This is a genomic window from Corynebacterium sp. UMB4614, from assembly GCF_030217065.1.
In the GTDB taxonomy this organism is placed as follows: Bacteria; Actinomycetota; Actinomycetes; order Mycobacteriales; family Mycobacteriaceae; genus Corynebacterium.
In genome coordinates, this window is sequence record NZ_JASONC010000003.1 from 65,018 (window position 1) to 83,208 (window position 18,191).

Below are 18,191 nucleotides of genomic sequence, written 5' to 3' on the forward strand. Positions count from 1 at the left end.
CTACTCGCCCGACTTGTAGCCAATACCGCGGACGGTCAGCACCACCTGCGGGTCGTCCGGGTCGCGTTCCACCTTGGAGCGCAGGCGCTGGACGTGCACGTTCACCAGGCGGGTATCGCCGGACTTGCGGTAGCCCCAGACCTTCTCCAGCAGCTCCTCGCGGCTGAACACCTGCCCCGGCCGGGAGGCCAGGGTGGTCAGCAGGTCGAACTCGATGGGGGTCAGGTTGATGACCTCCCCGCCCCGAGTGACCTCGTGGCCAGCCGTGTCGATCTCCACCTCTCCCAAGCGAATCGTGGTGGGCTCAGTGTCCTCCTCCGGGCTACGGCGCAGGCGGGCGCGCACGCGGGCGATGAGCTCCTTCGGCTTGAAGGGCTTCGTGATGTAATCATCCGCGCCGGACTCCAGGCCGAGCACGACGTCCACCGTGTCCGTGCGGGCGGTGAGCATCACGATCGGCACCGTGGAGAACTCGCGCACCGTGCGGCAGACGTCGATCCCGCTCATTCCGGGCAGCATGACGTCCAGCAGAATCAGGTCGGGGTCGTGCTCCCGGGCTGCGGTGACGGCGTCGTTGCCGTCGCCGACCACGACCGTGTCGAAACCTTCGTTCTGCAGCACGATGGTGAGCATCTCCGAGATCGCCGGATCGTCGTCGACCACCAGAATCTTGGCTGTCATGAGCGCAGTGCTTCCTTCACTTTTCTTGAATCTAAAGTCTTTGGTTCTTTGTACTATGCCGGGCAGACACGCCCGTCGGGTTTAGGAGTCCAGCTCCCGGTACCCGGCCTCAATCCGGTTGGCGAGCTGGCTGGCCCGCTCGGCCACGCCCCCGGCCTCCGAGGCCACGACCTGCCACGGGCCCAGCCACTCGGTGGCGGCCAGGCTGCGGTAGGCCTCAAGGGTGCGCTGCTGCAGCCCGCCGTCGGACTCATAGGCATCGCGGGTGCGGGCGGCGTCCTGCTGCTCACGGGACTTCGCCCGCTCACCGGCAACCTCCGCGCTGGCGTCCACCAGCACCTGCAGATCCGGCACCGGGGAGCCCAGGTCATCGATCTCCAGGCTGCGAACCCACTCAACCACCGGGCGCTCGGCGGGCTCCACGGGCTCCTCGCCCTCGGCCACCTCGCCAGCCAACCGGGCCGCCGAGTACGCCGCATTGGAGGCCACGAAGCGGTCCATCAGCACGATGTAGCCATCGGCATCCAGGTCCTCGAGCTGTTCGGCAACCTCCGCGCGGTCCAGCGCGAAGAGGGTGGCCATGCCGTGGACCGAGTCGATGAGGTCCCCCATCTTCCCGGTCAGTGCCCGCTGCGCGAGCTGGGCGTGCACGGAGTCCTCGTAGCGGGGGAAGCTCACCCGCGCGACGGGCAGCTCCCGGGCCAGCAGCTCGGCTTCAAGCGCGGTGACCAGGGTGTTCTTCCCGGCACCGTCGATGCCCTCAAAAGCGATGATCATGGGTTCTTCTCGGTCTCTACTTTCCTACCGTTGCCCGCCCAGCACCGGGCGGGGACGTGCCTTTAGTAGCGGTAGTGCTCCGGCTTGTACGGGCCCTCGACGTCCACGCCGATGTACTCTGCCTGCTCCTTGGTCAGCTTCGTGAGCTTGCCGCCGAGCGCCTCGACGTGGATGCGGGCGACCTTCTCGTCCAGGATCTTCGGCAGGCGGTAGACCTCGTTGCTGTACTGCTCGGTGTTCTTGAACAGCTCGATCTGCGCGATGGTCTGGTCTGCGAAGGAGGTGGACATGACGAAGGACGGGTGGCCGGTGGCGTTACCCAGGTTCAGCAGGCGCCCCTCGGAGAGGACGATGATGCTGATCTGCTCGCCCTCGGCGTTCGGGAAGCTGAACTCGTCGACCTGCGGTTTGATGTTCACGCGGGTGACGTCGTCGCGGTGCAGGAGGCTGGCCATGTCGATCTCGTTGTCGAAGTGGCCGATGTTGCCCAGGACGGCGTGGTCCTTCATCTTCTGCATCTGCTCGAAGGTGATGATGCCCAGGTTGCCCGTCGCGGTGATGACGATGTCCGCCGCACCGATGGCGTCGTCGACGGTGACGACCGGGAAGCCGTCCATCAGCGCCTGCAGCGCGTTGATTGGGTCCGCCTCGGTGACGACGACGCGCGCGCCCTGGCCAGCGAAGGCCTCGGCGCAGCCCTTGCCGACGTCGCCGTAACCGCAGACCAGGACGGACTTGCCGCCGACGAGCATGTCGGTGGCGCGGTTGATGCCGTCCAGGAGGCTGTGGCGGGTGCCGTACTTGTTATCGAACTTGGACTTGGTGACCGCGTCGTTGACGTTCATCGCCGGGAACGGGAGGGTGCCCTGCTCGGCGAAGTGGTACAGGCGGTGCACGCCGGTGGTGGTCTCCTCGGTGACACCCTTAATCTGGTCGGCGTTATTGGTCCAGAAGGTGTTATCGCGCTGGAAGACGCGGTTCAGCATGCCCAGGAACTCGCCGTATTCGTCGGAGTCGCCCTCGCCCGGCTCCGGCACCAGGCCGGCCTGCTCGAACTCCTTGCCCTTGATGACGGCCATGGTGGCGTCGCCGCCGTCGTCCAGGATCATGTTCGGGTAAACGGCCTCACCGTTGGCGTCGGTGCCCCAGGTGAAGATCTGCTCGAGGCACCACCAGTACTCGGCCAGGGACTCGCCCTTCCAGGCGAAGACGGGCACGCCCGCAGGCTGCTCCGGGGTGCCGTCACCCACGACGATGGCCGCTGCGGCCTCGTCCTGCGTGGAGAAGATGTTGCAGGAAGCCCAGCGAACCTCCGCGCCCAGGGCGGTGAGGGTCTCGATGAGGACGGCGGTCTGGACCGTCATGTGGATGGAACCGGCGATGCGAGCGCCGGCCAGGGGCTGCTCGTCGGCGTACTCGCGGCGCAACTCCATCAGGCCCGGCATCTCGTGTTCCGCCAGGCGGATCTGGTGGCGGCCGGACTCAGCGAGACTGAGGTCGCGGATCTTGAATTCGAGGTCTCCGATGCTGTCTGGAGTCAGGGTTGCCATATTCGAATACTCTCCTTGGGCTACTGAATGCTTTAACTCGCCCAAGTCTAGCCCTCTCGCCCGACACGGTGCCGCCCTGGGCACGGGTGAGGTGGGAAATAATCTCGCGTTGGGGGTGGCGTGAGCTGCCGAGATCAGATAGCGTAATGAAAACGTTATAAATGGTGTCGATCGGCGCTCCGCATCATCACGCGCAGCACAAGCAGGCAAAGGAGGACAGTGCCGTGACTAACACGGACGAGCCGCGCTCCGGCTCCAAGGGCATCCTCAGCTTCGCCGCTGCCGGTTTGACACTCGCTGTGGGCATCACCGTCTGGACCTGGAATTCAGCAGTGTCCAACACCGCGGCCAGCCCGGACGAGACGAACACCTCGGCGACGAGCGAGCTCGCCAGCGATCAGGCCTCCCGGTCCACCGCCACGAACACCAGCTCGAAGGCCACCCGATCCTCGTCCTCCCCCGCGCCGGAGCAGGGCGAGGGCATGAATGGCAACGGGACCCCGGCGGACCCGACCGAGAAGATCGACGCGCTCGCCCGTGGCGGCAACCTCGCCCCGCTGGGCAACGACCCGCTCCTGCCGCCGGACACCTGGCGGGGCGGCTACCAGGCACCCTCCCCACAGCAGACGATCGTGGAGGACGCAGAGCCCAGCGGCACGTCCCCGCAGAAGCTGCCGAAGCAGCCGCAAATGCCGGACATGAACCTCCCACCCCTGCCCTCCGAGTGGCCGACCAAGCTGCCCGGGGTTCCTGGGAAGCCACCGTCGAAGGGCGATCCGAAGCCGTCCAATCCAACGACACCAAAGCCAGGGAAGCCAGGTGTGCAGGACGGCACGACCACGACACCGGGCGCCGGCGAGGCCGACCCGGGTCAGCAGCCCGATCAACCGAATACAGGCTCGAGCGACATCGGCCAGGGCGGCACGCCCGCCCCATCCACGAAGCCGGATAAGGGCACCAAAACGGGCGGTGCGGAAGCAGGCAAGCAGGACTTTCCGAAGCCTGAGGCGACCCCAACCCCCGAGCCGAAGCCCCGCCCAGGGCGCTAAAGCACCGGGGCAGACCCCTTCCCCGCGCGTGTCGAGCGATACCCCGTAGCCAGAGCAATTCGCCCACGGGACTACATGACACCGTCGCGGCGAGGCTAGTCGAGCGCGGCGGCATCCCCCACGGTTACGATAAAGGCGGTGGCGTCGAACTCAGATTCCCGGGTCCCCTCACCGCGAGCAGTAACGGACACGCGGCCGTCGGCGGCTCCCACCCACACCGCGGAACCGGAGGCGACGGGCAGCTCCTGCGTCGCTGACGTCACCGTCAACTCACCGCCAGCGGCCAGAACCACCGCTGGCTCCTCGACCACCATGCTGGCCCCTGGTCGCAGTGTGCGCACCCGGAAGTCCGCCACCGGGGTGCGGTACTCAGCCGTCGCCTGGTCACCGTCAGCGAAAACCTCGCAGCGCGGCTCGGCGAGCGGCGAGGCGTCCAAAATATTAAGCAGCTCGGCGACATCCATGTGCTTGGCGGTCAGGCCACCGCGCAGCACGTTATTGGAGTTCGCCATGACCTCCACGCCCATGCCCTTCAGATAGGCGTGCAGCTGGCCTGCGGCAAGGAACACCGCCTCCCCGGGGCGCAGAGACACGCGATTGAGCAGCAGGGCGACCAGGATGCCCGGGTCGGAAGGGTAATCACGCTGCAGCTCCACCACCGTGCGGGCTGCCTCCCCCAGGACACCCGGTTCTCCACATAGCGGTTCGCAGCGCTGAAGCAGGGCGGCGACGCGCTTCTCAGCATCGGCGGGCGAGAGGCTCAGCCACTCGCCCAGCACCTCGCGCAGGGCAGCCGACTCGGTGACCCGAGCCGCACTACCTTCCGTCCCCGGCAGGGTGGCCGCGAGCGCCTCGCACTGCGGGGCCAGCTCCGGCACGTCCAGTTCGCGCAGCAGCTCCACGGTCTGCGCCACTGGCCGGAAGCCAGCGAGCGCGTGGAACTCCGTCAGCGCGACGAGCAGCTCCGGTTTATGGTTCTTATCCTGGTAATTACGCGTCGGATCGCCCGCGGGCAGCCCGGCGGCATTCTCCGCGGCGAACCCGGCCTCGGCCTGCGCCTTGGAGGGGTGCGCCTGGATGCTCAGCGCCTTATCGGCGGCCAGCAGCTTCACCAGGAAGGGCAGCTCAGCCAGGTCCGGTCCCAGCTGGCCCGCCGGATCCTGGCTAATAGCCTCGGCCAGGTCGTGGGGCAGCCCCGATCCTGCACCAGCCGGGCCCGCAAGAATTTCGCTGGGACCGCCCGGGTGTGCGCCAAACCACGCTTCCGCCTCGCGTTCCGGGGTCGGCGAAGGGCGCCCCATGACTCCCGCAAGGAGTTCAGTGGAGCCCCACTCGAAAGAGTGGATGTTGCCCTTCAGTAGATACACTTTCCTCAGCCTTCAACGCTCGTCGACCGCTTACCGCCGCGGGGTCGGCCATTCAACTAGCCGGCTATTCTAGCCTCTCACCCGCCCGCCGGCGGTAATCCGCGGGGCGTGCCCGCGGAGTTCCCGCAGCTAGCCGCGGATGTGACGCAGAGCCTCCTCGACGATCGCGTCCACCTCTTCCTGGGTCGCCGCCTCGGCGTTCAGGCGCAGCAGTGGCTCGGTGTTCGACGCGCGCACGTTGAACCATGCGCCGCCGGTCAGTTCGACGGTCACGCCGTCCATATCGTCGCTGTTCTCCGTGCGATCCGCGAAGGCCGCCACGACCGCCTTGGTACTGGCAGCCTGATCCGCGACCTCGGAGTTGATCTCGCCGGAGGCGATGTAGCGCTCGTACTTGCCCTTCAGCTCGGAGAGCGGCTTATCCTGCGCGCCGAGGGTAGCGAGCACGTGCAGCGCGGCCAGCATGCCGGAGTCCGCGTTGAAGAAGTCCGAGAAGTAGTAGTGAGCGGAGTGCTCGCCGCCGAAGACCGCGCCCGTCTCGGCCATCTTCGCCTTGATGAAGGAGTGGCCCACGCGGGTGCGCACCGGGATACCACCCAGCTCGGAGACGATCTCCGGGACGGACTTCGAGGTGATGAGATTGTGGATGATCGTCGCCCCCGGATTCTGTCCCAGGTAGCGCTCGGCGATCATCGCGCAGACCGTGGACGGGCTGACCGCGTCCCCGTTCTCGTCGACGATGAAGCAACGGTCGGCGTCGCCATCGAAGGCGATACCCAGGTCGCAGCCGTTGTCCACGGTGAACTTCTGCAGGTCCACCAGGTTCTTCGGCTCCAGCGGGTTGGCCTCGTGGTTCGGGAAGTTGCCGTCCAGCTCGAAGTAGAGGTCCTTCAGCTCCACCGGCAGCTTGCCGAACACGGCAGGGACGGTCAGCCCACCCATGCCGTTACCGGCGTCCACCGCAACCTTCAGCGGACGGATGTCCATCGGGACCAGGGAGAGCAGGTAGTCCGCGTAGCCGTCGAGAACGTCCTTCTCGGAGGACGTCCCCGGCTCGCCGTCATACGCGGGAACGCCAGCGACGAGCTCCTCCACGATGCGCTCCAGACCCGTGCCCTGGCCGACCGGCTTGGCACCGGCACGGCAGAGCTTGATGCCGTTGTACTGGGCCGGGTTGTGGGAGGCGGTGAACATCGCGCCCGGGCACTCCCCCACGCCCGCCGCGTAGTAGAGCTCGTCGGTGCTGGTCAGTCCGAGGTTCACGGCGTCCAACCCCTGGGCGGTCACGCCCTCGATGAAAGCGGCGGCCAGGCCCGGGGAGCTATCGCGCATGTCGTGGCCAACGACTACGCTCTTCGCTCCCTCTGCGCGCATGAGGCGGGCGAAGGAGGCCCCAACGTCGCGGACGAAGCCCTCGTTGATCTGACCCTCCTGGTCGCCGACCACGCCCCGGACGTCGTAGGCCTTGATGACGGCGTTCACGGCGTCGATATCGCGCTGAGCGGACTGCTGTGCCATATTTTCTCCTGATTGCAATGCTGCCCAGCGCAGGCTGGACGGTCGGGCGGGGTCGGCGTTGGTTCTGGGTCAGATTCTAGTCGTTTTCCTGCACCGCACGCAGGTGGCGGCGGGGGCGGCTGCTCGGCAGGTTGCCGCGGGCCGGGTGGTGGCCGGTGGGCAGCGGGATCTCCTCTCGGCGCACCAGCCGCGGGCCCGGGTCGTTCGGCAGCTCGCCGGACTCCTCGTAGGCCTGCTGCACCGCCTCGGCGAGGGCGAGGAGCTCCTCCTCATCAGCCCCGTCGTCCGCCGCGTGGCCGTCGGCGGCTCCGATGGTGCTCGTGCCGCCGAGCGCCGGTGGCGGGGTCGCGTCCTCAGTCTTGCGGACGAGGCGCCACCCCTGCGGGACGGACGTGCGCTCCACGTGGTCCTCGCAGAGATCCCAGCGGTGGGGATTGCCGGCCGGCTGCAGCGGTCCGATGATGGCGATCTGATCCGCGTAATTAAACTCCAACGTCGCCGCGGCCGGGCGCTGGCAGCCGGGGCGGGAGCAATTTCGGTGTACAGTCACGCGGAACATCTTAGCCAGATTCACCAGCTTTCACATCTGCCCGCGCGCCGCGGGGCGCGAGGCCGCCGACCGCGTAGGCTCAATATCCATGAGTCACATCCGCAGAGTGAGGAACGACCCCCGGGGGCGCGGCCCGCGCGGCATTTTGCTGCCGGATCTGCCGCGCTACCGGACCCGCTCTGAGGACTTCGATCAGGCGGTGCTGGATGCCTACGAGCGGATCCTCGACCGCTTCGACGATCAGCTCGTCTCCCTGGATCTGGCGGTGGACCTGGTCCCCCGCATGCGCCTGCAGCACGGCTACACGCAGTGGCCCTCGGATGTTGTCGCCGACGGCAAGGTGCCACTGGGTCGGCTGATCCCCGCGGGCGTGGATTCCAGCGGCTCCCCCACCCGTCCCCGGCTGATCGTGTTTCGCCGCCCCGTGGAGATGCGGGCGCGCAGCAAGGAGGAGCGGGCGGACATGCTCCGCTATATCGTGACCCGGTTGGTCGCGCATTATTTGAACGTCGGCCCGGAGATCATCGACCCGCGCTTCGACTGGGATCGCTAGTCGGCCACTGCGCGGGAACGCCGGGGAAAGCCCCAGGGAAAAGAAAAACTCACGCGGTCCCGTTCAGGGCGCGTGAGGTCACTCGTGCAGTCCGGCCATAGCGGCCGGGGTGTCGTCCGGACTGTTAGCCGAGGCGCTTCTTCAGCTTGCGCCGCTCGCGCTCGGAGAGGCCACCCCAGATGCCGAAACGCTCGTCATTAGCGAGGGCGTACTCGAGGCACTCATCGCGCACCCCGCAGGCCATGCAGATCCGCTTAGCCTCGCGGGTGGAGCCACCCTTCTCCGGAAAGAAGGCCTCCGGGTCCGTCTGGGCGCACAGCGCCTGCTCTTGCCAGTCCTGCTCCACGGCGTCGAAGAGCTTGTCGAAGTCTTGCGTAAGGTCGAAGAGGTTGTGCTGGCGGGCACCGGTGTCCACTCGAGCCTCCCTTTCCATTGCCGCTGACCCCTGCTGCGGCGGGGTGGGATAGGCCGAGCTCGCTGGCTTATCCACGGCAATTCTCCTTACTGGTCCCCACTCCCGGTGCTGTAAAGGTATCGCCTGAGGTGAAAGTCAAGCGCCTCACCGGGTGTGTTGTTATTGCAGTTATATCGAAGATTACACACGTGTAGTTACGTCGCGTCAAACTTTCTGAAAAACCCGCCCGCCCCAAAAGCCACAGCTGCCACAGAGGTCACTATATCGTCCGCAGCAGACAGCTAGAACAGGCGTTCGAAGGTAACGAGATATCCCGCACGCCCCCACTGGAACCACTACATATAGGCCTACAATCAGTGGAACTTACGCTCTGCGCACAAGATATTGGAAATTCGAAGAAATTTTATTTCCACCCCCGAAAGTCCCGCCCAAAGGCCGGCATGAAGCTTCGCCGGTGTCGCCGGTGGAGCCACCGGCGACACCCCCTAGCGCGATCAGACCGCGCTAGACGTCACTGCTGAAGCGGATTCCGCCGTCCGGAATCGCAACGCCCGGCCACACGCGCGCCCCGGACTCCAGCTCACAGCGGGCACCGATCACGGCCCCCTCGCCGATCACGCAGTCCTCGAGGTGCGCCCGCGCCCCAATGCGCGCCCCCTCCGCGATCACGCAGCGCTCCACCGTGGCCCCAGCCTCGATCTGCACGCCATCAAAAACGACCGAGGACTCCACGCGAGCACCACCGGAGATCTCCGCACCACGGCCGATCACCGAACCGCCATAAACCAGCGCACCGCTGGACACCGCGGCGGACTCGTCCACCAGCGCCTCACCGTGACGGCCTTCCAGCAACGGCGAGGGAGCAATCCCACGGACCAGGTCGGAGGAACCACGCACGAAGTCCCCCGGGGTGCCCAGGTCGCGCCAGTACGCCTGATCCACGTGCCCGAACACGCGCGCCCCGCGGTTCAGCAGCTCCGGGAAAACCTCCCGCTCCACGGACACCGCACGTCCCTGTGGGATGGATTCGATGACGTCCCTATTAAAGACGTAGCTGCCCGCGTTGATCTGGTCCGTCGGCGGGTCCTCCGTCTTCTCCAGGAAGGCCTCGACACGGCCGGACTCGTCCGTCGGCACACAGCCGAAGGCGCGCGGGTCGGCCACGCGCAGCAGGTGCAGGGTGACCTCCGCATCCTGCTCCACGTGGGTGCGCAGGATCGCGCCGAGATCCGTGCCACCCAGCACGTCACCGTTGAAGATCATCGCGCGGTCATGGCGCAGCTTACTCGCGACATTGCGGATGCCGCCGCCGGTGCCCAGCGGCTCGTCCTCGACGACATACTCGATCTCCAGCCCCATCTCGGAGCCGTCGCCGAAGTACTGCTCGAAGACCTCCGCCTTGAAACTGGTGCCGAGCACCACGTGGGTCATCCCCGCAGCCTTGATGCGGGCCAGCAGGTGCTGCAGGAACGGGGCCCCTGCCACCGGAAGCATCGGCTTCGGCGTGCTGTTGGTAAGGGGACGCAACCGGGTGCCCTTCCCACCGACGAGGATCACCGCGTCAGTTTGCTCCGCCAGAGCTCGGGTATCAAGGCTGTCCTGAGGCACCTCTGCCATCGCTTACTCCCTCGTGTTCGGCAACTGCTGTAGACAGTCAAAAACTATTCGCTTCACCCCAGACGAGCAGCTCACCGGCACCCTGCTGGAGCCGACCGATCGTGGGGTTGGTGTCCTTAGGCACGTTAGCGCGCCAGCGGGTGATAATCCCGCCTCCACGCCGGGGCGCCGAGACACTGGGGCAAATTTTCCCGTCAGCGCGCCACGACCAGGCGGAAGGCTCTGCGACAAAATGCGTAGCCCCGCAACACGGCGCATCTCGGCGTGCGCGCTTCGAGGCCGCCGCTTTCGGTGCTAGCCCCTGCGTTTCCGCGCGGCGAGCCACACCGACACCTTGGCGCGCACCGAGAGCCCCACCTTGAGTAGCAGGCGGATCGGCGCATTCTTCGCCCCGGGCAGGCGGTCGGCCTGGAAGCGGTACGCGGACTCGTGGTGGGCGGGCAGCATCTTCTCCGGGTGCTCACCCGCGGCGTGCCCCTTGGCGTGGCTGATCTCCGCGGTGGGCGTGAAGATGTTCTGCCAGCCCGCCCGGCCCAGGCGATCGCCCAGGTCCACGTCCTCCATGTACATGAAGTAGCGCTCGTCGAAGCCACCGACAGACTCGAAGGCCTTCCACCGCAGCAGCAGGCAGGAGCCGGACAGCCAGCCGGCCTCGCGCTCACGGTCCAGGTCATCGTCGTGACGGTACTGCTTCGTCCACGGGTTGGACGGCCACACCCCACCCAGCAGGGCGTGCCCGATGCCAGCCCCCAGGCGAGGGACGCTGCGCGCGCTCGGGTAGGCAGAACCGTCTGCCTCGCGGATCAGTGGGCCGATGGCCCCTGCGCGCGGGTGGCGGCGGGCGCACTCAAGCATCGCGTCGATAGACCCCGGGGTAAAGACGACATCCGGGTTGGAGATGATGAGGAACTCATCGTCGATCTCACCCGCGTCACGCAGGTCGCGGAGGTTGCGGGCGCCGAGGTTCATCGCGGAGCCGTAGCCGATGTTGCCGCCCGAATAGCGCAGCTCCAGGCCCAGTTCCTTCGCATTACCAGCCGCATCCGGGGTCGCGTCCGTGGACTCAACCCCGGGTCCGCTGATACGTCCGCCACGGTCGGCGACGGCAGCCTCCGGCGCGCCGTCCGTCGAACCGTTGTCGACCATGACGACGTGCGCCCCCTGCTCGGCAGCAGCGGGGATGGAGTCCAGGAACTTTGTGAGGTACTCGCCGGGCGAGTACGTCACCGTGATAATCGCTATGGGTGCCACGGGGGGAACGTTACCCCAGAGCCGCCCGCAGTCCGTCCTGCCACGCTGGCAGCGGGGAAAGCCCGGCCGCCTCCCAGCAGCTCGTGTCCAGGTACACCCCGACCGGGCGGCGCGCCGGGGTGGGGTACTCCGCGGTCGGGATTCGGCTCACGCGGTCCGGGTCGTGGCCGGTGGCGTCGAAGATTGCGGCGGCGAACCCCGCCCAGGTCGTAGCCTCCCCGCTACCGGTGGCGTGCAGTAGTCGCGGCAGCTCCGGCGTGCGCGCCTCCGCATCCACCGGGCGCTGGCGCCACAGCGTGATTGCCAGCTCGACAAGCCCCGCGGCGAGGTGCCCGGTAAAGGTCGGCCTGCCCCACTGATCGTCCACCACCTTCGGGTCCACACCGCGGTCAGCCAGCCCCGCCATCGTGTCCAGGAAGTCTCGCCCGGGCCCGGTGGCCCCGCTGAATACCCAGGCGGTGCGCACCACGGTTCCGCCGGCATCCAGCACCGCGCGCTCCCCCACCAGTTTCGTGCGGCCGTATTCATTCACCGGCGCCGGGGGGTCCTCCGAGGTCACCGCCCGCGGCCTGCCCGCCTCCCCGCTGAAGACGTAGTCAGTGGAGATGTGGACGAAACCCGCGTTCTGCGCGGCTGCCACCTGCGCGAGCACGCCCGGCGCGGTCCCGTTCACCCGCTCGACCGTCGTTGTATTCGCAGCGTCCTCCGCAGCATCCACTGCGGTCCACGCAGCGGCGTTAATGACCACAACGCCGCGGCCACCCGCCTGCTCGATGGCTGCCCGCAGCGCGGTAGCGCACTCCTCATCGCTGGCGGTCAGGTCCAGCTCGGCGCGGCCGAGCGCCACCACCGGGGCGGCGTGGTCTGCCAGCCCGGCCACAAGCGCTGTGCCCAGCTGGCCCCCGGCACCCAGCACGACGATGCCGGGCACCACGCCACCGGTTGTTCCCGTTCCCGCAGCGAGGCTCTCGTACATCCGGTCAGCCTCACGGCCGGCGCCGGTGTTGCGGGCAGCGTCGCCGTGAGCGCCCAACGGGCGCTCGGGGTTGGTCGGGGAATCCTGTGACTGTGGCATGGCGTCCAGATTACTCAGGCCCCCAGCCAACTAAGGCTCCACAGCCAGTCGGGGAAACAGCAGCCGCCCAGGCGGCCGCTGCGCCCACCCTGGAGGTGGTGGGCTTGGCAGGGGAAAAGGCCTATAATTATCGGAGTTTTGTGTGCCACGAGGCCGCCCGCGCCCCAGCGGATCTGCCAACCGGGAATGAGAAGAAAACCCTATGACTATGCCCCCCAACGCTGGCGACCAGCAGCCCCGCGCCTACCGCTCGCGGACTGATCGCGCAGGCAGGGTGGATTCGGAGCCTGCCACGCCGCGGCGCTCCTCCCGCCAAATCATGCCCGCCCCCGGGGATACTGCCACCCGCCAGATCGGATCAAAGCCGGTGCGCATGGTGCTCGCCGCGGTCTCAGCGTTGGTGCTGGTGCTCGGCGCGGTTGGGTATAAGGCGATCGGCCAGCTCGACGGGCGACTCGCCCAGACCGGCGAGCTCGCCCTCGGCGATAACCAGGACGGCGCAACCGACATCCTCCTGGTCGGCATCGACTCCCGCACGGATGCCCAGGGCAACCCCCTGAGCCAAAAGGAGATCGACATGCTCAACGCGGGCGAGGAGGAGGTCACCAACACGGACACGATCATCCTCATCCGCGTGCCCAACGACGGTTCCGGGGCAACCGCCGTCTCCCTGCCACGCGACACGTACGTCGCCACCCCGAACGGCAACATGAAGCTCAACGGCGTCTACGGCACCGCGAAGTTCGAGGAAGAACAGAAGATCGCCGAGCGCCGCACCGAGCCGGCGGATGCTGAGCAGGAGAAGAGCGACGAGGAAGCCTCCAAGCAGGCCGGCCGCCAGGCGCTGATCCACTCCGTCGCCGACCTGACGGGCATCACCGTCGACCACTACGCCGAGATCGGACTGCTCGGCTTCGTCCTGCTCACCGACGCGGTCGGCGGCGTGGACGTCTGCCTGAAGGAGAAGGTCAAGGAGCCGCTGTCCGGCGCAGACTTCCCGAAGGGGCGCTCCACGCTCAAGGGTTCGCAGGCGCTGAGCTTCGTCCGCCAGCGCCACGGCCTGCCCCGAGGCGACCTGGACCGCATCACCCGCCAGCAGGCCTACATGGCCTCCCTGGTCAACAAGGTGCTCTCCTCCAAGACCCTGACCGACCCCACCGCACTGAACCGCATCAACGACGCCGTGGAACGCTCCGTGGTCCTGGACCAGGGCTGGGACGTCATGTCCCTGGCCACCCAGATGCAGGACCTGGCCGGCGGCAACGTGAAGTTCCAGACCATCCCCGTGACCTCCATCGACGGGGTCGGCGACATGGGCGAATCCATCGTCACCGTCGACGTCGACCAGGTCCACGAGTTCTTCAACGAACTGCTCGGCGAGGACGCCCCGGAGGACGGCGGCGACAAGGCGACCAAGGATAAGGGCGAGGACGGCCCGATCGAGGACTACGACTCGGCAGACTACCGCGTGAACGTCTTCAACGCCTCCAACATCCCGGGGGTGGCCGCGAACGTCTCCGAGCTGACCCGAAACTACGGATACAAGGAAGGCGAGGTCGGAAACTCCGAGGAGACCGGCGTCTCGGAGTCCCAGGTCAACGCGAAGGATAAGAACGACCCGGCCGCCCGTGGGCTGGCCAAGCAGCTCGGTGGCCTGGAGATCGTCGAGGATCCCTCCCTGGATGACAAGGAACTCTCCGTCACTTTGGCGGGCACCTACTCCGGCCCGGGCTCCGTGCCTGGCACCGCCCCGCTGGTCGAGCCGAATGACCCGAACGCAGGCACGCTGACCGAGGGCATGCGCGACCTCGACGGCGACGGGATCCCGGACGAGGGCACCGAATCCGGCGAGGACAGCAACACCGTCGGGCAGACGGGCAGCATTGGCGGCGACGGCAACCCGGTGGAGAACACCGAGGACCCGACGGCCAAGCCACCGGTCAAGGAGATCGACGCGGGCGGCGACGGCCCGATGTGCGTGAACTAGCCGCACCCGCGCGGCCGACACGCCCACTCACAGCATGACGAGCCTGGCCCATTGGGCCGGGCTCTTCTTGTCTGTGGGGACATCTAGGATGGGGCGCATGGATGCTCTCTCCGCCCTTCTGACCGATCCCGCCGCCCCGCGGCTGACCACCTACACCGATGCTGGCCGCATGGAGCTCTCCGCCCAGACGCTGCAGAATTGGCAGTCCAAGGTGGCTAACCTCCTACTCGGCCTGGGCGCGGGGCCTGGTTCGGTGATCGTCTGCGACGCCGCACCCGGCTGGCAGCCGGTGACGATCGCGGTGGGCGCGTGGCTGATCGGTGCGACCGTCGTGGACGCCCGCGGCCCCCTCCCCGATTCCCTTTCCGACGCCGTCGGCCCGCCGGTTGCCGCGTTCACGGACTCTGTCGAGCTGGCCGAGCAGCTGGCCGACGAAGGGCTGGCCGGGCTGAATGTGGTGGATGGACTCGGTGAGCTGGGCGAGCCCATCGAGGAGGTCTTCGTGCTTTCCACCGATCCCTTCGGCCGTGGTGTCACGGAATCGGGCGGCGAGCTGCCCTTCGGTCTGAACGACTTCTCCCCCGAGTTGCGGGTTCAGCCCGACGCATTCCTAGGCACGGCCGCCCCGGCCGATGCGGGCCGGGTGCTGGCGGCCAGCGGCGGCGGGCAGCTCACCGAGGGGCAGTGGTTGGCCACCGCTAAGGACGATGACGGCGCTGCGGACGGCGAGCGCGTGATCTTCGGCCCCTGGGACAATGCAGTTGAGCTGGCGGAGACCCTGCGCCCCTGGGCGGCGGGCGGGGCCGTCGTCATGAGCACAGACGCCGCCCCGGAGCGCCTCGCGGAACTCGCGGCCTCGGAAAACGCCCGTCTCGTTAACTAATCACGGCGGGTCCCCAGCCCGCTGACAAGCGCCGACATGCAAAAAGCGCGTGGCCGAAGCCACGCGCCAGCATTGCCAACCCCCTGCGACGATCGCCTAGCGCACGTCCGCGCGCCAGTTGCGGTAGAAGCCCAGGATCAGCAGGACCACGACCCACACCGCCAGCACGGTCAGGTAGAACGCCGGGGTGTGCGCGTCCTCCATCAGGGCGCCGTAGCCCTCCAGGGTGTAATACCGCTGGATCTCGTTGATGGTATTCGCGGGCATGACGTCGGAAAGCTTCTTAAGGATGTCGAACTTCTCGCCGCCTAGGGAAATCAGTGGCTCCACGACCAGCATCCAGACCAGCGGCACACCGATGCCTGCGACGCGGGAGCGCAGCAATGCGGCCGTCCCGAGCGCCAGCAGGGTGAATGCCGGGCCGCCAATCAGCAGCGACCAGACGGTATTGTTCTGCTCGCCCACGAAGGTCGCGCCTGGCCAGATCACGATCATCAGCACCGTCAGCGCCATCGCCAGCGCAAGCGTGAACACCACGAAAACGCTAGCGACGAGGCCACGGGCAGCCAGCCAGTTCCACCGAGACTGCTGAGTCAGGAAGGCTTGAGCGTGCATCTTCGTGCTGATCTCGCCGGCGGTGGTGGAGGCGCCAAAAACGATGCAGATCATCAGGGCGATCATGCCGCCGATGCCGACGTCCGAGAAGTCCACCTTGAGGGGTGTCTCCGACAGGAGGAGGTACAAAAATACCGGGCCGCCGAGGGAACCGCCCAGCAGGATGAAGTAGATCAGCGTGCTGCGCAGGGTGAGGAGTTTGGTTGTTTCGGATTTCACTGAGCTGAGGAAGCTGCTCATGGGTGCGCCTTCTTTCTTTGTTCTGCGCTTGTGGTTTCTTCTTGAAATTCAGCTGTTGTGATCGTCTAGCGCTGCACACCAGCGCCGGCCACCGCGCCCGTCCGGTATTCCTGAGCTTCGGACGTCGCCGCCAGGAAACGCTGCTCCAGGTTCGCGGTCTCCGCGGCCAGCTTCGTGATGAGGAAGTTCTCCTCCAGCGCGGTCTGCGCCACCAACTCGCGCAGCTCTGCTTCGCTGAGTTCCTCCGGCAGGGCGATGCGCAGGCTGCGGGGCCGCTGCAGCTCCACCTTCAGGCCCTTGTGCTGCAGCTTCTCGCTGAGCAGCACCGCCTCCCGACACTCCACGGACACCGCGGTTCCGCCGGCAAGGAACTCGTCCATCGAGTACTCCCCGATCATCTGCCCCTTGCCGATCACCACCAGGCGGTCGGCCGTGAGCTGCATTTCGCTGAGCAGGTGGGAGCTGACCAGCACGCTGCGCCCCTCCGCCGCGAGCGCCCGGATGGTGTTGCGCATCCACGTGACGCCCTCGGGGTCCAGGCCGTTGACGGGCTCGTCCATGATGAGGTGCTGCGGGTCGCCGAGCAGTGCCGCCGCCAGCCCGAGGCGCTGCTTCATGCCCAGGGAGTAGCCGCCTGCTTTCTTCTTCGCCGCGCTGCTCAGGCCCACGATCTCGAGGCACTCATCCACGCGCTTGTCGCTGATCCCCGCGCCGTGTGCCAGAACGCGCAAGTGGTTGCGTCCGGTGCGTGCCGGGGTGAACCAGGAGGCGTCCAGCACCGCGCCGGCGATCTGCGTCTTGTTCTTTAGTGCGGCAAAGGCCCCGTCGTAGGACTGCCCGTCGCGGTACTCGCCGCTGAAGGTGACCTGCCCGGCGCTTGCCCGGTCCAGGCCGAGCATGCAGCGCATCGTGGTGGACTTGCCCGCACCGTTTGGCCCGAGGAAGCCGGTGACCTTCCCGTCCGGGACGTGGAAGCTGATGTCCTTCAGGACCTGGTTCTTTCCGTAACTCTTGCTGAGCTGTTCAACTGTGATCATGTTTCACAGTTTCGTGCCTAGCCCCACCCTGGAACATCGGTCCGGCGGATGATTATCGCCGTTTCTGTTCTTTCATACCGGGGTATGACGTCCGCCCCTTCCGGTCATCCCCACGGCTCACCGTGGCGCGGTGGTTCTGCAGTTCTCCCCACCGGGTTGGCGTTCCTGCTCCGGTTTGTTTTTAGCTTTCGGCGGTCAGCAATTCTTCCGGGTCCACGAGGTGGTGCTTCAGGGCAAAAAGCACGGCGTGCACCCGGTCCCGCGAGCCGGTCTTCATCAGAACCCGCCCGACGTGGGTCTTTACCGTCGGCAGGGAGATGAAGAGTTTTTCCGCGATCTCCTGGTTGCTCTGTCCCTTCGCGATGAGGCAGAGGATCTCCCGCTCGCGTGGGGTGAGTGGATCCACCAGCCCGAGGTCATCCTCGGTATCCGGCGTGCCCTGCCGCGTCGCTGACGGTGTCGTGGCGGCGGTGTCCTCCGGTTGCGCACCCGGCGCGGGTGACCCTGCTTGCCACGCCGCACTGCCTGCGGCCCCGTCCGCCCGCAGGCGCTGGATGAGCTTCGCGGTCGCCGCCGGGCTGATCACGGCGGTGGACTCCCCGACGGTGCGGACCGCGTTGATGAGCTCCTCCGGGTCGGCGTCTTTGAGCAGGAAACCGCTGGCCCCGGCGGTGACGGCGCCGAGGACGTAGTTATCGCTATCGAAGGTAGTGAGGACGATCACCCGGGTGGGATCCCCCGCAGGTCCCGTGGGGGCGAGCTCGTTGAGGATTCGGCGGGTCGCCGCGATGCCGTCCATGGTGGGCATCTGCACGTCCATCAAGATCATGTCCACGGGCTGGGCTACGGCCAGCTCACAGGCCTCGGCCCCGTCGGCTGCCTCCCAGACCACGGTGATGTCATCCTGGCTATCCAGCACCATCGCGAAGCCGGCGCGCACGAGCTGCTGGTCGTCAGCCAATCCCACGGTGATCATGTTTGCGTGCCCCTCGCCTTTTAAAAATTCTTCGGTCATTAGTTCTTCTG

17 protein-coding genes are annotated in these 18,191 nt (G+C 67.0%); 4 read left to right on the forward strand and 13 right to left on the reverse strand.

Annotated features, from left to right (window positions below):
- The 3 genes from mtrA to ahcY all read right to left on the reverse strand — a co-directional run bounded on the left by mtrA (window position 1) and on the right by ahcY (window position 3,008).
- Window positions 1-681: an MtrAB system response regulator MtrA gene (gene mtrA, locus QP413_RS02315; RefSeq protein WP_284780400.1), complete on the reverse strand. Its 681-nt coding sequence runs from the start codon at window positions 679-681 to the stop codon at window positions 1-3.
- Window positions 682-762: 81 nt separating this feature from the next.
- Window positions 763-1,458, reverse strand: a complete 696-nt coding sequence (locus QP413_RS02320; protein WP_284780401.1) for a dTMP kinase — start codon at window positions 1,456-1,458, stop codon at window positions 763-765.
- 62 nt (window positions 1,459-1,520) lie between these two features.
- Window positions 1,521-3,008 (reverse strand): adenosylhomocysteinase, encoded by a 1,488-nt coding sequence (gene ahcY / locus QP413_RS02325; RefSeq protein WP_284780402.1) that lies wholly within the window; start codon window positions 3,006-3,008, stop codon window positions 1,521-1,523.
- A gap of 224 nt (window positions 3,009-3,232) precedes the next feature.
- On the opposite strand from ahcY, the gene QP413_RS02330 reads away from it, so the two are divergent.
- Complete coding sequence (locus QP413_RS02330) at window positions 3,233-4,057, forward strand: hypothetical protein (RefSeq protein ID WP_284780403.1); 825 nt, start codon at window positions 3,233-3,235, stop codon at window positions 4,055-4,057.
- Window positions 4,058-4,152: 95 nt separating this feature from the next.
- Here the strand turns inward: QP413_RS02330 and manA are convergent, their stop codons facing one another.
- The 3 genes from manA to QP413_RS02345 all read right to left on the reverse strand — a co-directional run bounded on the left by manA (window position 4,153) and on the right by QP413_RS02345 (window position 7,501).
- Window positions 4,153-5,424, reverse strand: a complete 1,272-nt coding sequence (gene manA, locus QP413_RS02335) for a mannose-6-phosphate isomerase, class I (RefSeq protein ID WP_148813292.1) — start codon at window positions 5,422-5,424, stop codon at window positions 4,153-4,155.
- A 129-nt stretch (window positions 5,425-5,553) separates the two neighbouring features.
- A complete protein-coding gene (locus QP413_RS02340) occupies window positions 5,554-6,942 on the reverse strand; it encodes a phosphomannomutase/phosphoglucomutase (RefSeq protein ID WP_284780405.1) in 1,389 nt (462 codons plus the stop codon).
- A 76-nt stretch (window positions 6,943-7,018) separates the two neighbouring features.
- Window positions 7,019-7,501 (reverse strand): DUF3499 domain-containing protein, encoded by a 483-nt coding sequence (locus QP413_RS02345; RefSeq protein ID WP_262369305.1) that lies wholly within the window; start codon window positions 7,499-7,501, stop codon window positions 7,019-7,021.
- 79 nt (window positions 7,502-7,580) lie between these two features.
- Here QP413_RS02345 and QP413_RS02350 point away from each other — a divergent pair, with 79 nt between their 5' ends.
- Window positions 7,581-8,045, forward strand: a complete 465-nt coding sequence (locus QP413_RS02350) for a metallopeptidase family protein (protein WP_070758275.1) — start codon at window positions 7,581-7,583, stop codon at window positions 8,043-8,045.
- 124 nt (window positions 8,046-8,169) lie between these two features.
- On the opposite strand, the gene QP413_RS02355 is transcribed toward QP413_RS02350, so the two are convergent.
- The 4 genes from QP413_RS02355 to QP413_RS02370 form a co-directional block, all read right to left on the reverse strand.
- Window positions 8,170-8,478: a WhiB family transcriptional regulator gene (locus tag QP413_RS02355; RefSeq protein WP_012359725.1), complete on the reverse strand. Its 309-nt coding sequence runs from the start codon at window positions 8,476-8,478 to the stop codon at window positions 8,170-8,172.
- Window positions 8,479-8,964: 486 nt separating this feature from the next.
- Window positions 8,965-10,077 (reverse strand): sugar phosphate nucleotidyltransferase, encoded by a 1,113-nt coding sequence (locus QP413_RS02360; protein WP_070758273.1) that lies wholly within the window; start codon window positions 10,075-10,077, stop codon window positions 8,965-8,967.
- A 294-nt stretch (window positions 10,078-10,371) separates the two neighbouring features.
- Complete coding sequence (locus QP413_RS02365) at window positions 10,372-11,328, reverse strand: glycosyltransferase family 2 protein (protein WP_284780406.1); 957 nt, start codon at window positions 11,326-11,328, stop codon at window positions 10,372-10,374.
- 10 nt (window positions 11,329-11,338) lie between these two features.
- Window positions 11,339-12,403: a sugar nucleotide-binding protein gene (locus tag QP413_RS02370; protein WP_284780407.1), complete on the reverse strand. Its 1,065-nt coding sequence runs from the start codon at window positions 12,401-12,403 to the stop codon at window positions 11,339-11,341.
- Between the two features lie 202 nt (window positions 12,404-12,605).
- Here QP413_RS02370 and QP413_RS02375 point away from each other — a divergent pair, with 202 nt between their 5' ends.
- Entirely contained in the window at window positions 12,606-14,390 is a 1,785-nt protein-coding gene (locus QP413_RS02375) for an LCP family protein (RefSeq protein ID WP_284780408.1), read from the forward strand.
- Between the two features lie 97 nt (window positions 14,391-14,487).
- The gene (locus QP413_RS02380; protein ID WP_284780409.1) at window positions 14,488-15,273 is read left to right on the forward strand and encodes a TIGR03089 family protein; all 786 of its coding nucleotides are present in this window, start codon (window positions 14,488-14,490) and stop codon (window positions 15,271-15,273) included.
- A gap of 96 nt (window positions 15,274-15,369) precedes the next feature.
- Here the strand turns inward: QP413_RS02380 and QP413_RS02385 are convergent, their stop codons facing one another.
- The 3 genes from QP413_RS02385 to QP413_RS02395 all read right to left on the reverse strand — a co-directional run bounded on the left by QP413_RS02385 (window position 15,370) and on the right by QP413_RS02395 (window position 18,141).
- Window positions 15,370-16,128 (reverse strand): ABC transporter permease, encoded by a 759-nt coding sequence (locus tag QP413_RS02385; protein WP_284780410.1) that lies wholly within the window; start codon window positions 16,126-16,128, stop codon window positions 15,370-15,372.
- A 65-nt stretch (window positions 16,129-16,193) separates the two neighbouring features.
- The gene (locus QP413_RS02390; protein ID WP_284780411.1) at window positions 16,194-17,165 is read right to left on the reverse strand and encodes an ABC transporter ATP-binding protein; all 972 of its coding nucleotides are present in this window, start codon (window positions 17,163-17,165) and stop codon (window positions 16,194-16,196) included.
- Window positions 17,166-17,346: 181 nt separating this feature from the next.
- Window positions 17,347-18,141, reverse strand: a complete 795-nt coding sequence (locus QP413_RS02395; RefSeq protein WP_284780479.1) for a response regulator transcription factor — start codon at window positions 18,139-18,141, stop codon at window positions 17,347-17,349.
- Window positions 18,142-18,191: the final 50 nt, after the last annotated feature.

Excerpts from the sequence above, each read along its gene's own strand:
- ahcY (WP_284780402.1), bottom strand. The coding sequence starts at position 3,008 with ATGGCAACCCTGACTCCAGACAGCATCGGAGACCTCGAATTCAAGATC.
- mtrA (WP_284780400.1), bottom strand. The coding sequence starts at position 681 with ATGACAGCCAAGATTCTGGTGGTCGACGACGATCCGGCGATCTCGGAG.
- QP413_RS02350 (WP_070758275.1), top strand. The coding sequence starts at position 7,581 with ATGAGTCACATCCGCAGAGTGAGGAACGACCCCCGGGGGCGCGGCCCG.
- QP413_RS02370 (WP_284780407.1), bottom strand. The coding sequence starts at position 12,403 with ATGCCACAGTCACAGGATTCCCCGACCAACCCCGAGCGCCCGTTGGGC.
- QP413_RS02375 (WP_284780408.1), top strand. The coding sequence starts at position 12,606 with ATGACTATGCCCCCCAACGCTGGCGACCAGCAGCCCCGCGCCTACCGC.
- QP413_RS02380 (WP_284780409.1), top strand. The coding sequence starts at position 14,488 with ATGGATGCTCTCTCCGCCCTTCTGACCGATCCCGCCGCCCCGCGGCTG.
- QP413_RS02320 (WP_284780401.1), bottom strand. The coding sequence starts at position 1,458 with ATGATCATCGCTTTTGAGGGCATCGACGGTGCCGGGAAGAACACCCTG.
- QP413_RS02340 (WP_284780405.1), bottom strand. The coding sequence starts at position 6,942 with ATGGCACAGCAGTCCGCTCAGCGCGATATCGACGCCGTGAACGCCGTC.
- QP413_RS02345 (WP_262369305.1), bottom strand. The coding sequence starts at position 7,501 with ATGTTCCGCGTGACTGTACACCGAAATTGCTCCCGCCCCGGCTGCCAG.
- QP413_RS02360 (WP_070758273.1), bottom strand. The coding sequence starts at position 10,077 with ATGGCAGAGGTGCCTCAGGACAGCCTTGATACCCGAGCTCTGGCGGAG.
- QP413_RS02385 (WP_284780410.1), bottom strand. The coding sequence starts at position 16,128 with ATGAGCAGCTTCCTCAGCTCAGTGAAATCCGAAACAACCAAACTCCTC.
- QP413_RS02355 (WP_012359725.1), bottom strand. The coding sequence starts at position 8,478 with ATGGAAAGGGAGGCTCGAGTGGACACCGGTGCCCGCCAGCACAACCTC.
- QP413_RS02390 (WP_284780411.1), bottom strand. The coding sequence starts at position 17,165 with ATGATCACAGTTGAACAGCTCAGCAAGAGTTACGGAAAGAACCAGGTC.
- QP413_RS02395 (WP_284780479.1), bottom strand. The coding sequence starts at position 18,141 with ATGATCACCGTGGGATTGGCTGACGACCAGCAGCTCGTGCGCGCCGGC.